This window comes from Vibrio sp. 10N.286.45.E10 (genome assembly GCF_002874195.2).
Taxonomy (GTDB): domain Bacteria; phylum Pseudomonadota; class Gammaproteobacteria; order Enterobacterales; family Vibrionaceae; genus Vibrio; species Vibrio crassostreae.
The window spans coordinates 348,090-362,673 of sequence record NZ_MCWD02000003.1; the positions used below are offsets into that span (position 1 = coordinate 348,090).

At 44.2% G+C, this 14,584-nt stretch carries 18 protein-coding genes; all 18 read left to right on the forward strand.

The window, feature by feature from the left end:
* Positions 1-273 precede the first annotated feature (273 nt).
* Positions 274-1,023, forward strand: coding sequence for an amino acid ABC transporter substrate-binding protein (locus BCU34_RS22825; RefSeq protein ID WP_009848135.1), 750 nt, complete (start codon positions 274-276; stop codon positions 1,021-1,023).
* A 135-nt stretch (positions 1,024-1,158) separates the two neighbouring features.
* Entirely contained in the window at positions 1,159-1,830 is a 672-nt protein-coding gene (locus BCU34_RS22830) for an amino acid ABC transporter permease (RefSeq protein ID WP_009848134.1), read from the forward strand.
* The gene (locus tag BCU34_RS22835) at positions 1,827-2,564 is read left to right on the forward strand and encodes an amino acid ABC transporter ATP-binding protein (protein WP_048657813.1); all 738 of its coding nucleotides are present in this window, start codon (positions 1,827-1,829) and stop codon (positions 2,562-2,564) included. The genes BCU34_RS22830 and BCU34_RS22835 overlap by 4 nt, the downstream gene beginning before the upstream one ends.
* A gap of 207 nt (positions 2,565-2,771) precedes the next feature.
* On the forward strand, positions 2,772-2,906 hold the full coding sequence (gene rpmH / locus BCU34_RS22840; RefSeq protein WP_004735800.1) for a 50S ribosomal protein L34: 135 nt from the start codon (positions 2,772-2,774) through the stop codon (positions 2,904-2,906).
* Between the two features lie 45 nt (positions 2,907-2,951).
* Positions 2,952-3,275, forward strand: coding sequence for a ribonuclease P protein component (gene rnpA / locus BCU34_RS22845; RefSeq protein WP_017055478.1), 324 nt, complete (start codon positions 2,952-2,954; stop codon positions 3,273-3,275).
* Positions 3,242-3,499, forward strand: coding sequence for a membrane protein insertion efficiency factor YidD (yidD, locus tag BCU34_RS22850; protein WP_004735802.1), 258 nt, complete (start codon positions 3,242-3,244; stop codon positions 3,497-3,499). Before rnpA ends, yidD begins: the two co-directional genes overlap by 34 nt.
* 2 nt (positions 3,500-3,501) lie before the next feature.
* Positions 3,502-5,124, forward strand: a complete 1,623-nt coding sequence (yidC, locus tag BCU34_RS22855; RefSeq protein ID WP_048657814.1) for a membrane protein insertase YidC — start codon at positions 3,502-3,504, stop codon at positions 5,122-5,124.
* Positions 5,125-5,254: 130 nt separating this feature from the next.
* Complete coding sequence (gene mnmE, locus BCU34_RS22860) at positions 5,255-6,616, forward strand: tRNA uridine-5-carboxymethylaminomethyl(34) synthesis GTPase MnmE (protein WP_048657844.1); 1,362 nt, start codon at positions 5,255-5,257, stop codon at positions 6,614-6,616.
* Between the two features lie 50 nt (positions 6,617-6,666).
* The gene (gene mioC / locus BCU34_RS22865; protein WP_050642862.1) at positions 6,667-7,101 is read left to right on the forward strand and encodes an FMN-binding protein MioC; all 435 of its coding nucleotides are present in this window, start codon (positions 6,667-6,669) and stop codon (positions 7,099-7,101) included.
* A gap of 482 nt (positions 7,102-7,583) precedes the next feature.
* On the forward strand, positions 7,584-9,479 hold the full coding sequence (gene mnmG, locus BCU34_RS22870) for a tRNA uridine-5-carboxymethylaminomethyl(34) synthesis enzyme MnmG (protein WP_102480824.1): 1,896 nt from the start codon (positions 7,584-7,586) through the stop codon (positions 9,477-9,479).
* Positions 9,479-10,111, forward strand: coding sequence for a 16S rRNA (guanine(527)-N(7))-methyltransferase RsmG (gene rsmG / locus BCU34_RS22875; protein ID WP_017058801.1), 633 nt, complete (start codon positions 9,479-9,481; stop codon positions 10,109-10,111). Before mnmG ends, rsmG begins: the two co-directional genes overlap by 1 nt.
* A 14-nt stretch (positions 10,112-10,125) precedes the next feature.
* On the forward strand, positions 10,126-10,899 hold the full coding sequence (locus BCU34_RS22880; protein ID WP_019825554.1) for a ParA family protein: 774 nt from the start codon (positions 10,126-10,128) through the stop codon (positions 10,897-10,899).
* Between the two features lie 23 nt (positions 10,900-10,922).
* Positions 10,923-11,804, forward strand: a complete 882-nt coding sequence (locus BCU34_RS22885) for a ParB/RepB/Spo0J family partition protein (protein ID WP_048662696.1) — start codon at positions 10,923-10,925, stop codon at positions 11,802-11,804.
* 192 nt (positions 11,805-11,996) lie between these two features.
* On the forward strand, positions 11,997-12,386 hold the full coding sequence (locus BCU34_RS22890) for a F0F1 ATP synthase subunit I (protein WP_017058798.1): 390 nt from the start codon (positions 11,997-11,999) through the stop codon (positions 12,384-12,386).
* Positions 12,387-12,394: 8 nt separating this feature from the next.
* Complete coding sequence (gene atpB / locus BCU34_RS22895; RefSeq protein ID WP_017632650.1) at positions 12,395-13,192, forward strand: F0F1 ATP synthase subunit A; 798 nt, start codon at positions 12,395-12,397, stop codon at positions 13,190-13,192.
* 51 nt (positions 13,193-13,243) lie between these two features.
* Positions 13,244-13,501, forward strand: coding sequence for a F0F1 ATP synthase subunit C (atpE, locus tag BCU34_RS22900; RefSeq protein ID WP_004411110.1), 258 nt, complete (start codon positions 13,244-13,246; stop codon positions 13,499-13,501).
* Positions 13,502-13,559: 58 nt separating this feature from the next.
* On the forward strand, positions 13,560-14,030 hold the full coding sequence (gene atpF, locus BCU34_RS22905; protein ID WP_010433231.1) for a F0F1 ATP synthase subunit B: 471 nt from the start codon (positions 13,560-13,562) through the stop codon (positions 14,028-14,030).
* A gap of 15 nt (positions 14,031-14,045) precedes the next feature.
* Positions 14,046-14,579, forward strand: coding sequence for a F0F1 ATP synthase subunit delta (gene atpH / locus BCU34_RS22910; RefSeq protein ID WP_048618352.1), 534 nt, complete (start codon positions 14,046-14,048; stop codon positions 14,577-14,579).
* Positions 14,580-14,584: the final 5 nt, after the last annotated feature.

Below are 14,584 nucleotides of genomic sequence, written 5' to 3' on the forward strand. Positions count from 1 at the left end.
CTAATTTTACCTGTTGATAAGTCAGATCACCAGCAATTGATCACAGATCCAGTGAATAAGATCCAAGTTATTCACAATAAATTTGTAATTAATCGGCGGATCCACACATCTTGCCCCTAATTTACTCACACAATGATCCACTTATGCCCGGATCCTTGCTAGTTATCCCCAAATTGGGAATTCAATCTGGTTATGGTTAATAACATCTGGTTATTTATTCTATTGAGCATTTTCCCAGTAACATCCAACCCTATAAATATAAGGAGTTACCAAATGAATAACTGGATTAAGGCTGCAATTGCGGCTATCGCACTCTCTGCTGCTACTGTTCAAGCTGCGACTGAAGTTAAAGTCGGCATGTCTGGTCGCTACTTCCCGTTTACGTTCGTTAAGCAAGACCAGCTACAAGGTTTTGAAGTAGATTTATGGGATGAGATCGGTAAGCGTAACGATTACAAGGTTGAATACGTAACGGCAAACTTCTCTGGTCTGTTTGGTCTTCTTGAAACGGGTCGCATCGATACTATTTCAAACCAAATTACAATGACAGATGCACGTAAAGCGAAATACCTATTCGCAGACCCATACGTAGTAGACGGCGCACAAATTACCGTTCGTAAAGGTAATGACAGCATTAAAGGTATCGAAGACCTAGATGGTAAGACGGTTGCGGTAAACCTAGGCTCAAACTTTGAACAACTGCTTCGCAGCTACGACAAAGATGGCAAGATCAATGTGAAAACCTACGATACAGGTATTGAACATGATGTCGCATTGGGTCGTGCAGATGCATTCGTAATGGATCGCCTATCAGCATTAGAGCTTATCAAGAAGACAGGTCTACCATTACAACTAGCTGGTCAGCCATTCGAAACCATTGAAAACGCTTGGCCTTTCGTGGACAACGATAACGGCAAAAAACTGCAAGCAGAAGTAAATGAAGCATTAGCAGCAATGCGCGCAGATGGTACGCTAGAAAGTATCTCTCAGAAATGGTTTGGTGCGGACATTACTCAGAAGTAATTACTCACTTTCTCCATTCAAGGCCCACTGCTTTATACAGCGGTGGGCTTTTTGCTTTTGTGCACTGATTAAAAAACCTGATAGAACAGTACTTACATATAGAACAACACTTCCAATAAAAATACGAGATAGATTATGGGATTTGACTTTAATTACATGCTAGAGCTGTTGCCGATACTACTAAAGTATTTAGGCACCACGATGGAGATGGCGACTTGGGGCTTGTTCTTTGCTCTGATCCTGTCTCTGATACTGGCGAATATTCGTGTATTCAAAATCCCAGTACTCGACCAACTGAGCCAGCTTTACATTAGCTTCTTCCGAGGCACACCACTGTTGGTGCAGCTGTTTCTCCTTTATTACGGCTTACCACAAGTCTTCCCGTGGATGGTTGGATTGGATGCCTTCAGCGCCGCTGTGATTGGCTTAACCCTGCACTTTGCCGCGTATATGGCAGAAAGTATTCGTGCCGCGATTATCGGTATTGATCGCAGCCAGATGGAAGCCAGCCTTTCGGTCGGTATGACAACCAGCCAAGCGATGCGCCGAGTGATCTTACCGCAAGCAACTCGCGTGGCACTGCCATCATTGATGAACTACTTCATCGACATGATCAAGTCGACTTCACTAGCCTTCACCCTAGGTGTCGCCGAAATCATGGCTAAAGCTCAGATGGAGGCTTCTTCTAGTTTCCGCTTCTTCGAGGCTTTCTTAGCGGTAGCGCTGATTTACTGGGGCGTGGTGGTTATCCTCACTCGTATTCAAATTTGGGCCGAAGTGAAACTGAATAAGGCGTATGTACGATGATCAAATTACAAAATATCCACAAGCAGTTTGGTGACACCGAAGTTTTGAAAGGGATCGACCTAGAAATCAAGCAAGGTGAGATAATTGTCATCATAGGTTCAAGTGGGACTGGTAAATCTACTTTACTGCGTTGTGTGAACTTTCTAGAGCAAGCCGATCAAGGCACTATTTCGATTGATGATATTAATGTCGATGCTCAGAAACACACCAAAGCAGAGGTGCTGGCACTGCGTCGTAAGACCGGTTTTGTGTTCCAAAACTATGCCCTGTTCGCTCACCAAACCGCGAGACAGAATATTGCTGAAGGTTTAATTACCGTTCGTGGTTGGAAAAAGCAGCAAGCCCATGAAAAAGCACAACAAATACTTGATGATATTGGCTTGGGAGACAAAGGTGAGAGCTACCCAGCCGCGCTCTCTGGTGGCCAGCAACAACGGGTGGGTATTGGCCGTGCAATGGCACTACAACCCGAGCTTTTACTGTTTGATGAGCCGACTTCAGCGCTCGATCCTGAGTGGGTTGGCGAAGTTCTTAACCTAATGAAAAAACTGGCAAATCAGCATCAAACCATGCTGGTGGTTACCCATGAAATGCAGTTCGCTAGAGAGGTCGCAGACCGAGTGATCTTCATGGCTGACGGCCATATTGTTGAGCAGGGATCTCCACAGGATATTTTTGGTAATCCACAGGATCCTAAATTAAAAAAATTCTTAAATAAGGTTGGGATCGACTAAGGATCCTTGTGATTTTAGTTATTCTACGTATAATCCCCCGACCGGAATTTTAGTTAACCCAATCATTGACACTTTTTGTGACAGTGATTACAATTCCGCCTCTTTGTTGAGAGGCGTCGGTTTTCCTTTCTTATATAAAGAAGAGAAAAAATGCCCACGCCGGGTTTAACAAAAACCTAAAACTACTGATCAGTAAGGTAATTACAAATGAAACGCACTTTTCAACCTACAGTTCTAAAGCGTAAGCGTACTCACGGTTTCCGTGCTCGCATGGCTACTAAGAACGGTCGCGCAACAATCAATGCACGTCGTGCAAAAGGCCGTAAGCGTCTTTCTAAGTAATCTTTGATTATTTTGAATAAGCTAGCCTTCGGTCGGGAGTTACGCTTGTTAACTCCCGAACATTATCAAAATGTCTTCAAGCAAGCTCATCGAGCTGGCTCCCCTCATTTCACCATCATTGCCCGAAATAACTCTCTTTCAAATCCTCGTCTTGGATTAGCCGTTCCGAAAAAGCAGATTAAAACCGCCGTGGGTCGTAATCGATTCAAGCGTCTTACTCGTGAAAGCTTTCGTAACACTCAACACAAACTTCCTAACAAAGATTTTGTTGTAATCGCTAAGAAGAGCGCGCAAGATTTAAGCAATGAAGAAATGTTCAAGCTACTCGACAAATTATGGCTTCGCCTGTCTCGCCCTTCGCGTGGATAGCGCTAATACCCATCTATTTTTATAGATGGTTTATTAGTCCACTCATCGGCCCACGCTGCCGATTTACTCCAACCTGCTCTTTATATGCGATAGAAGCGTTGAAAGCTCACGGTTTTGTAAAAGGGTGTTGGTTATCAGGCAAACGTCTATTAAAATGCCATCCTTTGAACGAAGGGGGCTTTGACCCCGTTCCACCAGTCCAAAAACAAGACAGAGATAAATAACGATGGATTCTCAACGTAATATCCTGTTAATCGCATTGGCTTTGGTTTCTTTCCTACTGTTCCAACAATGGAACGTAGCTCAGAATCCAGCACCACAAGCGGTTGAGCAGGCACAATCTGGCAGCACCCTACCAGCGCCATCTTATGCAGATGATCTAGACCCGGCTCCTGGTCAAGTTTCTTCTTCTGCTAAAACTATCACAGTAACAACTGATGTACTGACTCTGTCAATTGATACGGTTGGTGGTGATGTCGTTAAAGCAAACCTAAACGATTACTCTGCTGAGTTCGATTCTGAAGACACTTTTGTTCTTCTTAAAAACGAACCTGGTCACCAATTTATCGCTCAAAGCGGTCTAGTGGGTCCTCAAGGTATCGATTTAAGCAGCACAAACCGCCCAAGCTATACAGTTTCAGCAGACAGCTTCACGCTTGCTGATGGTCAGGATGAACTACGCATCCCAATGACTTACCAAGCGAACGGCCTTGATTACACAAAAACATTCGTACTTAAACGCGGAAGCTACGCGATTGACGTTGAATACGATGTAATCAACAACTCTGGCAATAACGCAACATTCGGCATGTACGCTCACCTACGTCAAAACGTTATGGATGACGGGGGTAGCCTAACAATGCCAACTTACCGTGGTGGTGCTTACTCTACGGAAGATACGCGTTACAAAAAATACAGCTTCGACGATATGCAAGATCGCAACCTGTCTCTTAACCTAGCAAACGGTCAAGGTTGGGCAGCGATGATTCAGCACTACTTTGCAAGTGCTTGGATTCCACGCGACGAAGCAGGCAGCAACCTTTACACTCGTGTCATTGGTAACCTTGGCGACATCGGTGTTCGCATGCCGAACAAAACCATTGCTACTGGCGACGAAGCAAGCTTCAAAGCAACGCTTTGGGTTGGTCCTAAACTTCAAGACCAAATGGCTGCTGTTGCACCAAACCTAGACCTAGTAGTTGACTACGGTTGGTTATGGTTCATTGCTAAACCACTTCATACTCTGCTTTCATTCATTCAAGGCATCGTTGTGAACTGGGGTCTGGCAATCATCTGTCTAACTTTCATCGTTCGTGGTGCTATGTACCCACTAACGAAAGCTCAGTACACGTCTATGGCGAAAATGCGTATGCTTCAGCCTAAGCTGACTGCAATGCGTGAGCGTATTGGCGACGACCGCCAACGCATGAGCCAAGAAATGATGGAGCTTTACAAGAAAGAGAAAGTAAACCCACTAGGTGGCTGTTTACCTATCCTTCTGCAAATGCCTATCTTCATTTCGCTATACTGGGCACTAATGGAGTCTGTTGAACTGCGTCACTCACCGTTCTTCGGTTGGATTACTGACCTTTCTGCACAAGACCCATACTACATCTTGCCACTTCTGATGGGTGCTTCAATGTTCCTAATCCAGAAGATGAGCCCGACAACTGTAACGGATCCAATGCAGCAGAAGATCATGACCTTTATGCCGGTTATGTTCACATTCTTCTTCCTGTTCTTCCCTTCAGGTCTAGTTCTATACTGGCTAGTATCGAACATCGTAACTCTGATTCAGCAAACGCTTATCTACCGCGCGCTGGAAAAGAAAGGCTTACATTCTAAGTAAGTTCGATAATAGAAAGAGATAAAGAAAGGCGACCAAAAGGTCGCCTTTTTGTTTTTAGCTGATTACAATTCAGCTAATTGATTAATCGTGAGCGCCCCTTTTTGGCTTTCACATGCTAGCAGGCACAACTATGACTACAGATACGATTGTTGCTCAAGCGACTGCACCCGGCCGTGGCGGCGTCGGTATTATTCGCGTTTCAGGCCCACAAGCAGCCCAAGTTGCGCTTGAAGTTACCGGCAAAGTACTGAAACCACGTTACGCTGAGTACACCCCTTTTAAATCTCACGATGGTTTAGAGCTAGACCAAGGTATCGCGCTTTACTTTCCTAACCCGCACTCGTTTACTGGCGAAGACGTATTAGAGCTACAAGGCCACGGTGGTCCTGTGGTAATGGATATGCTCATCAAACGCATCCTTGCGATTCCAGGGCTACGCGCAGCACGCCCAGGTGAGTTCTCGGAGCGTGCTTTCTTGAACGATAAGATGGATCTAACCCAAGCAGAAGCGATTGCCGACCTCATTGATGCCAGTTCAGAAGAAGCGGCGAAATCAGCCCTGCAATCGCTGCAAGGTGAGTTCTCAAAACGCATTAATACGCTGGTGGACTCTCTGATTCACTTACGCATCTATGTTGAAGCCGCTATCGACTTTCCAGAAGAAGAGATTGATTTCCTTGCTGACGGTAAAGTAAGTGCTGATTTACAAGCTATCATCGACAATCTTGAAGCGGTTCGCCAAGAAGCCAATCAAGGTGCAATTATGCGTGAAGGCATGAAGGTGGTGATTGCAGGTCGTCCTAATGCCGGTAAGTCGAGCTTACTGAATGCATTATCGGGTAAAGACTCCGCGATTGTGACTGATATTGCTGGTACCACCCGTGATGTACTGCGTGAACATATCCATATTGATGGTATGCCACTGCACATTATTGATACCGCAGGCCTGCGTGAAGCCTCGGATGAAGTCGAAAAAATCGGTATTGAACGCGCTTGGGAAGAAATTACTCAAGCCGATCGCGTTTTATTTATGGTCGATGGCACCACTACCGATGCAACCGACCCGAAAGATATCTGGCCCGATTTCGTTGATCGTCTGCCGAATAATATCGGAATGACCGTTATTCGTAACAAAGCCGATCAAACAGGTGAAGATCTCGGAATTTGCCATGTTAATGATCCCACTCTGATTCGACTATCAGCAAAGACTGGGCAAGGCGTTGATGCACTGCGTAATCATTTAAAAGATTGCATGGGCTTTGCGGGTGGCAATGAAGGTGGCTTCATGGCACGTCGTCGCCACTTAGATGCCCTAGAACGCGCATCTGAGCACCTAGATATTGGTCAGCAACAGTTAGAAGGCTATATGGCAGGTGAAATCTTGGCAGAGGAGCTGCGTATAACGCAGCAACACCTTAATGAGATTACGGGTGAGTTCAGCTCCGATGACCTACTCGGCCGTATCTTCACCTCTTTCTGTATTGGTAAATAACCCTTAAAGGCCGGCTCATGCTGGCCTTTTTCTTTAGTAAGGACAGCTTAATGATCCACATTATTACTGGCAGCACCTTAGGTGGCGCTGAATACGTTGGCGATCACCTTAATGATCTTCTTGAAGAACAAGGTCATGAGATAACCCTTCATAATCAGCCTGAATACGATGATATCCCCCAACAAGGCTTTTGGTTGCTGGTGACTTCAACTCATGGTGCGGGTGAATTTCCAGATAATATTAAGCCGTTTATTGACGCATTGACCCAGCAATCTCCAGATTTAAGCCAGGTTCGCTTTGCTGTCGTGGCGCTGGGTGATTCGAGTTACGATACCTTCTGTTTGGCGGGAAAATCAGTCCACAGCCAGATGAAAGAGCTCGGTGCTCAGCCTATTTCTGACTGTTTTACTATCGATGTATTGGAAACTCCGGTACCAGAAGACGCAGCAGAAGCCTGGTTTAACGATCATAGCGACCAGTTTTAACCTCTCTCTTTTCTCAAAAAGCGGCTTATGCCGCTTTTTTTGTCTCTGAACATCGCGATTGTGAATAACTTTTTTTCAAAAACATCGAAAATTAGCGATCTATTTTCAATTTCTGCTGTGGATAAGATCATACATATACGGTGATTAACCTATAGTTATCCAAATAACAAGTTTTAGGCTAATTTCCTCCTGTGAATAAGTAGCCATTTTGATCCCAGCTAATCCTCATCCTGATCAAAGTTAGATCACATCATTTGATCCAAAAAAGATCCATGATCTCGTTGATCATTTTCGACTTATCCACAGATACCCTCGATCCTAATAATAGATCTAATAAAAGATCTCCTTAAAGATCTTATCTATATTAATTAAAAACAGCTTTTTCGAAAAATCCCAAAAACGTTTTCTCAGGCTATGAAAACAGGTAGAATATCGCTCCTTTTTATCAATCTAGAAAACGTTTGAATACCTGAGGTCGGTTCATGCTTTATCACGAAAAATTTGACGTCATCGTTGTTGGTGGTGGCCATGCAGGAACGGAAGCCGCACTCGCATCTGCACGTACTGGTCAAAGTACGTTATTACTTACTCATAATATCGATACACTAGGACAAATGTCTTGTAACCCAGCCATTGGCGGGATCGGTAAGGGCCACTTGGTAAAAGAGGTCGATGCAATGGGTGGATTAATGGCGCAAGCTATTGATCATGCAGGTATTCAGTTCAGAACATTGAATGCATCAAAAGGCCCTGCGGTTCGTGCTACTCGTGCACAAGCTGACCGCGCACTTTACAAAGCCTTTGTTCGCAACGTTCTTGAAAACACGCCAAACCTGACTTTGTTCCAACAGTCGGTTGATGACTTGATCGTTGAACAGGATCAAGTGGTAGGTGTGGTTACACAAATGGGCCTTAAGTTCCGCGCAAGCGCTGTGGTTCTGACTGTGGGCACATTCCTAGGCGGCAAGATCCATATTGGTATGGAAAGTTCTTCGGGCGGCCGTGCTGGCGATCCACCATCGATCGCACTGGCTGACCGTCTTCGTGATCTTCCATTCCGAGTTGATCGCCTGAAAACAGGTACACCTCCTCGTATCGATGCGCGTAGCGTTGATTTTTCTGAGCTTGAGGTTCAGCACGGTGATAACCCGACACCTGTTTTCTCGTTCATGGGTAGCCGAGCTCAACAACCTCGTCAAATTCCATGTTACATCACGCATACCAATGAAAATACGCATGACGTGATTCGCGCCAACCTTGATCGCAGCCCGATGTACGCAGGTGTGATTGAAGGAATTGGTCCTCGTTACTGTCCTTCGATTGAAGACAAAGTAATGCGTTTTGCTGACAAGAACAGTCACCAAATTTTTATTGAGCCCGAAGGTCTAACGACTCATGAGCTATACCCGAATGGTATCTCTACCAGTCTGCCGTTTGATGTACAGGTTCAAATTGTTCGTTCGATGAAGGGTTTTGAAAATGCTCATATCGTTCGCCCTGGCTATGCGATTGAGTACGATTTCTTTGATCCTCGCGACCTTAAGCTGACTTACGAAACTAAGTTTATCAAAGGTCTATTCTTCGCGGGTCAAATCAACGGTACCACTGGCTACGAAGAAGCAGCTGCACAAGGCCTGATGGCGGGTCTAAACGCAAGTTTGTTTACTCAAAGCAAAGAAGGCTGGAGTCCGCGTCGTGACCAAGCTTACATGGGCGTGCTTATTGACGACTTATCTACCATGGGTACCAAAGAACCTTACCGCATGTTTACGTCTCGTGCGGAATACCGTTTGCTGCTTCGTGAAGACAATGCCGATATCCGCTTGACTGAAAAGTCGCGTGAACTTGGCCTAGTCGACGATGCTCGTTGGGCTCGTTTCAACGAGAAGATGGAAAACATGGAGAAAGAGCGTCAACGTCTGAAAGAGACTTGGATTAACCCAAAATCTGAAGATATTGATCAACTGAACCAAATTCTTAAAACACCAATGTCTCGTGAAGCGAGCGGTGAAGATCTTCTTCGTCGTCCTGAAATGACTTATTCACAGTTAACTGCATTGGATCGTTTTGGTCCTGCACTGGAAGATCAACAAGCATCTGAGCAAGTTGAGATCCAAGTGAAGTACGATGGTTACATTCAGCGCCAACAAGACGAAATTGAAAAATCACTGCGTCATGAAAACACCAAACTGCCTGCTGATATCGATTACAGCAAGGTAAAAGGACTTTCTAACGAAGTGGTTCTTAAATTAACGACAGCTAAGCCTGACTCAATTGGTATTGCTTCGCGAATTTCAGGTATCACACCTGCAGCAATCTCAATTCTATTGGTTTACTTGAAAAAACACGGCCTGTTGAAAAAAGGTGAGGAAGCATAATGAGCGCATTACGCGAAAAACTGGATCACCTGATTGGCCAGACTGAACTTGAAGTATCTGAAAAGCAACGTGGCCAGTTAGTTGGCTACGTTGAGTTACTGAATAAGTGGAACAAAGCTTATAACCTAACGTCAGTTCGTGACCCGCAAGAAATGATGGTGAAACATATCTTAGATAGCATCATTGTTAGCACTCACTTACAAGGTAAGCGCTTTATCGATGTTGGCACTGGGCCTGGTCTTCCTGGGATTCCGCTCTCAATCATGAATCCAGACTGCGAGTTTTACTTGCTAGACAGCTTAGGTAAGCGTATTCGTTTTATCAAACAGGTGATTCATGAGCTGGGTATCGACAACGTGGTACCGGTTCAAAGTCGCGTTGAAGAATTTCAACCAGAAGAAAAGTTTGATGCAGTGCTCAGTCGTGCATTTGCGTCAATGACAGACATGGTAGAGTGGTGTCACCATTTACCTAAAGAGCAATCCGGTGTATTTTTGGCTCTTAAGGGACAACATCCTAGAGACGAAATCGACCTGTTACCTGAATGGTGTTCAGTGACAGACATTAAAGCTTTGCAAGTGCCAGAGCTTGATGGAGAGCGTCATCTAGTTACTTTATCGCGTCAGGGATAATCAGCGAGGCCATAGTGGGTAGAATCGTAGCAATTGCCAACCAAAAGGGCGGCGTAGGAAAAACAACAACTTGCATTAATTTAGCAGCATCAATGGCGGCAACAAAACGCAAGATATTGGTTGTTGACCTCGATCCTCAAGGTAATGCCACTATGGCGAGCGGTGTCGACAAGTATCAAGTTGAAGCAACTGCTTACGATTTGTTGGTTGAAGACACCCCATTTGATGAGGTAGTTTGCCGGAGTACATCTGGCAATTATGACCTCATCGCCGCTAACGGTGATGTTACTGCGGCAGAAATCAAGCTGATGGAAGTGTTTGCTCGTGAAGTTCGTTTAAAAAATGCACTCGAATCCATTCGCAATAACTATGATTTCATCTTTATTGATTGCCCACCCTCATTAAACCTTCTTACAATCAACGCGATGGCTGCGGCCGACTCCGTATTGGTTCCTATGCAATGTGAATACTTTGCTTTGGAAGGTTTGACTGCATTGATGGATACCATCAGTAAGCTAGCGGCTGTTGTAAACGAGAACCTGAAGATCGAAGGTCTTCTGCGTACTATGTACGATCCTCGCAACCGCTTATCGAACGAAGTATCTGATCAACTCAAAAAACACTTTGGTAGCAAAGTCTACCGAACTGTGATCCCTAGAAATGTGCGTCTGGCAGAAGCCCCGAGTCACGGCAAGCCAGCAATGTACTACGACAAATATTCCGCAGGAGCTAAGGCTTACCTTGCTCTTGCTGGCGAAATGTTGCGTCGTGAAGAAGTCCCAGTATAGGTCCAACCAAAGGAATTCGCTCAATGTCTAAGCGTGGTTTAGGAAAAGGGCTAGATGCATTGCTTGCAACTAGCTCATTGGCTCGTGAAAAACAGCAAGTTGCTTCTCATAGTCAGGCGTTGTCGGCTGATGGTGAGCTTATTGAACTGGCTGTTGGTTGCTTGAAGCCTGGTGTATATCAACCGCGTAAGGATATTGCGCCTGAAGCGCTAGAAGAACTGGCAGCATCAATTCAATCTCAAGGCATTATCCAACCGATCGTAGTTCGCCCATTGGCGCACGACCAGTTCGAGATTATTGCTGGTGAACGTCGTTGGAGAGCGGCTCGTCAAGCTGGCCTTAAACAAGTGCCATGTTTGGTCAAGAGAGTCGAAGACAAAGCCGCTATCGCGATGGCGTTGATTGAGAATATTCAGCGTGAAGATCTGAATGTTATCGAAGAAGCACAAGCGCTAGAGCGCCTACAGAACGAATTTGAGCTGACACACCAACAAGTCGCTGATGTGATCGGTAAATCGAGAGCAACGGTGAGTAACTTATTACGTCTAAATCAGCTCGAAAATGAAGTGAAAGGTTTAGTTTCCAATAAACAACTGGAAATGGGGCATGCTCGAGCACTGCTTGCGCTTGAAGGTGATACCCAGGTTGAAGCTGCAAATACTGCGGCAACCAAAAAAATGACCGTGCGTCAAACTGAGCAACTTGTCAAAAAGTGTTTAAAACCAGACGTTGAAGCTGAATCGAAGCCTGAAGACACAGAAGCTATCGAACTTTCACGAAGACTCACGGAAAAATTGCAAGCAAACGTTTCAGTTACTCGTTCTGTTAGTGGTAAGTCAAAAGTGACGATTACTCTTGATGAGCCTCACAAATTAGAGCAACTTATTGCTAAACTAGAGTACTAAATGAGATAATTGATTTAGGTCAATTATGTAATAAACAAGTAATTTCGTACAAAAGTTGTCGGTTTGTATGCAAAAATGTAAATGATTGCTGCGTTGTTATTGCAATCAATTTGGCTGAACGTATAATTTTCGCCAATTTCTCAGCACGCTTTTAAGCGAGTAGTAAAGAAGGCTTAAAAGAGGAACGAATACATGGTAGCGGCGTTAGCAAGACCAGGACGAGTGCTTGCAAAGCAAATGTTATTGATCGAGCTTAGCGCGGTTATATTAGTGGCGATAGGGTTAGGTTTAGCTGTTAATCCTGATTGGGGTTTTGCTGCATTAATCGGTGGCGGTATTTTTGTCATCGCAAATGCAGTTTTTTGTGTGTGTGCTTTCCTATTTAGTGGAGCTCGTGCAACTAAGTTAGTTGCGGCGTCGTTCTATGCAGGCGAAGCGCTAAAAATCCTTATCACAGTTTTACTATTCTCTATTGTCTACATGTATATGCAGGTGGAATTAGTTCCCCTCAAACTGACCTATTTACTGGTTCTAGGTATTAATATCTTTGCGCCAGTGCTTTTCATTAACAATAAAAAATAGGATGAGTTATGGCTGCGCCAACAGCATCCGGATACATTGAACACCACTTACAAAACCTTTCTTTAGCTAAGTTTGGTCTTGTAGAGGAGACAAGTTTCTGGAACGTACATATAGACAGTCTGTTTTTTTCGGTGTTGACAGGGATGTTATTCCTTTGGGTTTTTCGCTCAGTCGCTAAGAAAGCAACAGTAGGTGTACCTGGTAAGCTTCAGTGTTTTGTTGAAATGGTAGTGGAATTCGTTGGTGACAACGTTAAAGAAACTTTCCATGGCCGCAACCCTCTGATTGCCCCACTAGCACTGACTATATTCTGCTGGATTATCTTAATGAACTTGATGGACCTAGTGCCTATCGATTTCTTACCATATCCTGCAGAGCATTGGCTAGGTATCCCTTACTTGAAAGTGGTTCCTACAGCTGATGTAAATATAACAATGGCAATGGCTTTAGGTGTTTTTGCTCTGATGATCTACTACAGCATCAAAGTGAAAGGTCTAGGCGGATTTGCTAAAGAATTGGCACTGCATCCATTTAATCACCCAATCATGATTCCATTTAACTTGGTACTTGAGGTAATTTCGTTATTAGCGAAGCCACTATCTCTAGGTATGCGTTTATTTGGTAATATGTTTGCGGGTGAGGTGGTGTTTATTCTTATCGCGGCAATGCTACCGTGGTACTTACAATGGGTAGGTGCACTACCTTGGGCTATCTTCCATATCTTGGTTATTTTGATTCAAGCTTTTGTTTTCATGATGTTGACAATCGTTTACTTATCAATGGCTCATGAAGATAGTGATCACTAAAAAAAATTTTTAAGCTTTATTCTAACTATTAATGTTAATCGGAGAACGTAAATGGAAACTGTACTAAGTTTTTCAGCAATCGCTGTTGCTATTATTGTTGGTCTTTGTGCCGTAGGTACTGCAATTGGTTTTGCTATTCTTGGTGGTAAATTCCTAGAAGGCGCTGCGCGTCAACCTGAAATGGCTCCAATGCTACAAGTTAAGATGTTCATCATCGCTGGTCTACTGGATGCTGTTCCAATGATCGGTATCGTAATCGCACTACTATTCACGTTTGCTAACCCATTTGTTGGTCAACTAGCAGGCTAATTAACTCTCAATAGTTAATTAAATTTTTGTAGTTGATTCTTAACGAGGGGTAGCTGTTGTGAATATGAACGCAACTCTGTTAGGTCAAGCAATTGCTTTTTCATTGTTTGTTTGGTTCTGCATGAAATATGTATGGCCACCAATCATGCAAGCAATTGAAGAACGTCAGAAAAAAATTGCTGACGGTCTAGTAGCCGCTGAACGCGCTGCTAAAGACTTGAACCTGGCACAAGCCAACGCTTCTGAGCAAATGAAAGAAGCAAAGCGCACTGCAACTGAGGTTATTGATCAGGCAAACAAACGTAAAGCTCAAATTATTGATGAAGCACGCGAAGAAGCTCAGGCAGAACGCCAGAAAATCTTAGCGCAAGCTGAAGCAGAAATTGAAGCAGAGCGTACACGTGCCCGTGATGACCTGCGCAAACAAGTCGCAACTCTGGCTATAGCTGGTGCTGAGAAAATCCTTGAACGTACAATCGATAAAGATGTACACGATGATCTTCTTAACAACATTACTGCAAAACTTTAAAGCAAGGGGCTGTATATGTCTGATTTGACTACAATCGCACGCCCCTATGCTAAAGCAGCGTTTGACTTTGCGGTAGATAAAGGTGAGCTAGACCAATGGGGTCAGATGCTTACTTTTGCTGCCGAAGTGGCACAAAATGATGATGTTCATAATTTATTAAGCGGTTCTATGACTGCTGAAAAATTAGCTGAAGTATTCATTGTAATTTGTGGCGAACAATTTGATGAATTCGGTCAGAACTTAATTAAAGTGATGGCAGAGAATGGCCGCTTAATGGCTTTTCCTGATGTTTGTAAAGAGTTCTTTATACTCAAAAAAGAGTATGAGAAAGAGATCGACGTTGAAGTTACTTCAGCGGTAGAACTTTCTGAAGAACAATGCGCAGAGATCAGCAGCAAATTGGAACAGCGCTTAGCGCGCAAAGTTCAGCTGAATTGCAGTATAGATGAGACTCTACTTAGTGGAGTTATTATTCGAGCCGGAGACCTAGTCATCGATAACTCAGCGCGCAGTCGTTTAGACCGCCTGAGCGATGCATTGCAGTCTTAATGGGG

Excerpts from the sequence above, each read along its gene's own strand:
- BCU34_RS22825 (WP_009848135.1), top strand. The coding sequence starts at position 274 with ATGAATAACTGGATTAAGGCTGCAATTGCGGCTATCGCACTCTCTGCT.
- BCU34_RS22830 (WP_009848134.1), top strand. The coding sequence starts at position 1,159 with ATGGGATTTGACTTTAATTACATGCTAGAGCTGTTGCCGATACTACTA.
- BCU34_RS22835 (WP_048657813.1), top strand. The coding sequence starts at position 1,827 with ATGATCAAATTACAAAATATCCACAAGCAGTTTGGTGACACCGAAGTT.
- rpmH (WP_004735800.1), top strand. The coding sequence starts at position 2,772 with ATGAAACGCACTTTTCAACCTACAGTTCTAAAGCGTAAGCGTACTCAC.
- yidD (WP_004735802.1), top strand. The coding sequence starts at position 3,242 with ATGGCTTCGCCTGTCTCGCCCTTCGCGTGGATAGCGCTAATACCCATC.
- yidC (WP_048657814.1), top strand. The coding sequence starts at position 3,502 with ATGGATTCTCAACGTAATATCCTGTTAATCGCATTGGCTTTGGTTTCT.
- mnmE (WP_048657844.1), top strand. The coding sequence starts at position 5,255 with ATGACTACAGATACGATTGTTGCTCAAGCGACTGCACCCGGCCGTGGC.
- mioC (WP_050642862.1), top strand. The coding sequence starts at position 6,667 with ATGATCCACATTATTACTGGCAGCACCTTAGGTGGCGCTGAATACGTT.
- mnmG (WP_102480824.1), top strand. The coding sequence starts at position 7,584 with ATGCTTTATCACGAAAAATTTGACGTCATCGTTGTTGGTGGTGGCCAT.
- rsmG (WP_017058801.1), top strand. The coding sequence starts at position 9,479 with ATGAGCGCATTACGCGAAAAACTGGATCACCTGATTGGCCAGACTGAA.
- BCU34_RS22885 (WP_048662696.1), top strand. The coding sequence starts at position 10,923 with ATGTCTAAGCGTGGTTTAGGAAAAGGGCTAGATGCATTGCTTGCAACT.
- BCU34_RS22890 (WP_017058798.1), top strand. The coding sequence starts at position 11,997 with ATGGTAGCGGCGTTAGCAAGACCAGGACGAGTGCTTGCAAAGCAAATG.
- atpB (WP_017632650.1), top strand. The coding sequence starts at position 12,395 with ATGGCTGCGCCAACAGCATCCGGATACATTGAACACCACTTACAAAAC.
- atpE (WP_004411110.1), top strand. The coding sequence starts at position 13,244 with ATGGAAACTGTACTAAGTTTTTCAGCAATCGCTGTTGCTATTATTGTT.
- atpH (WP_048618352.1), top strand. The coding sequence starts at position 14,046 with ATGTCTGATTTGACTACAATCGCACGCCCCTATGCTAAAGCAGCGTTT.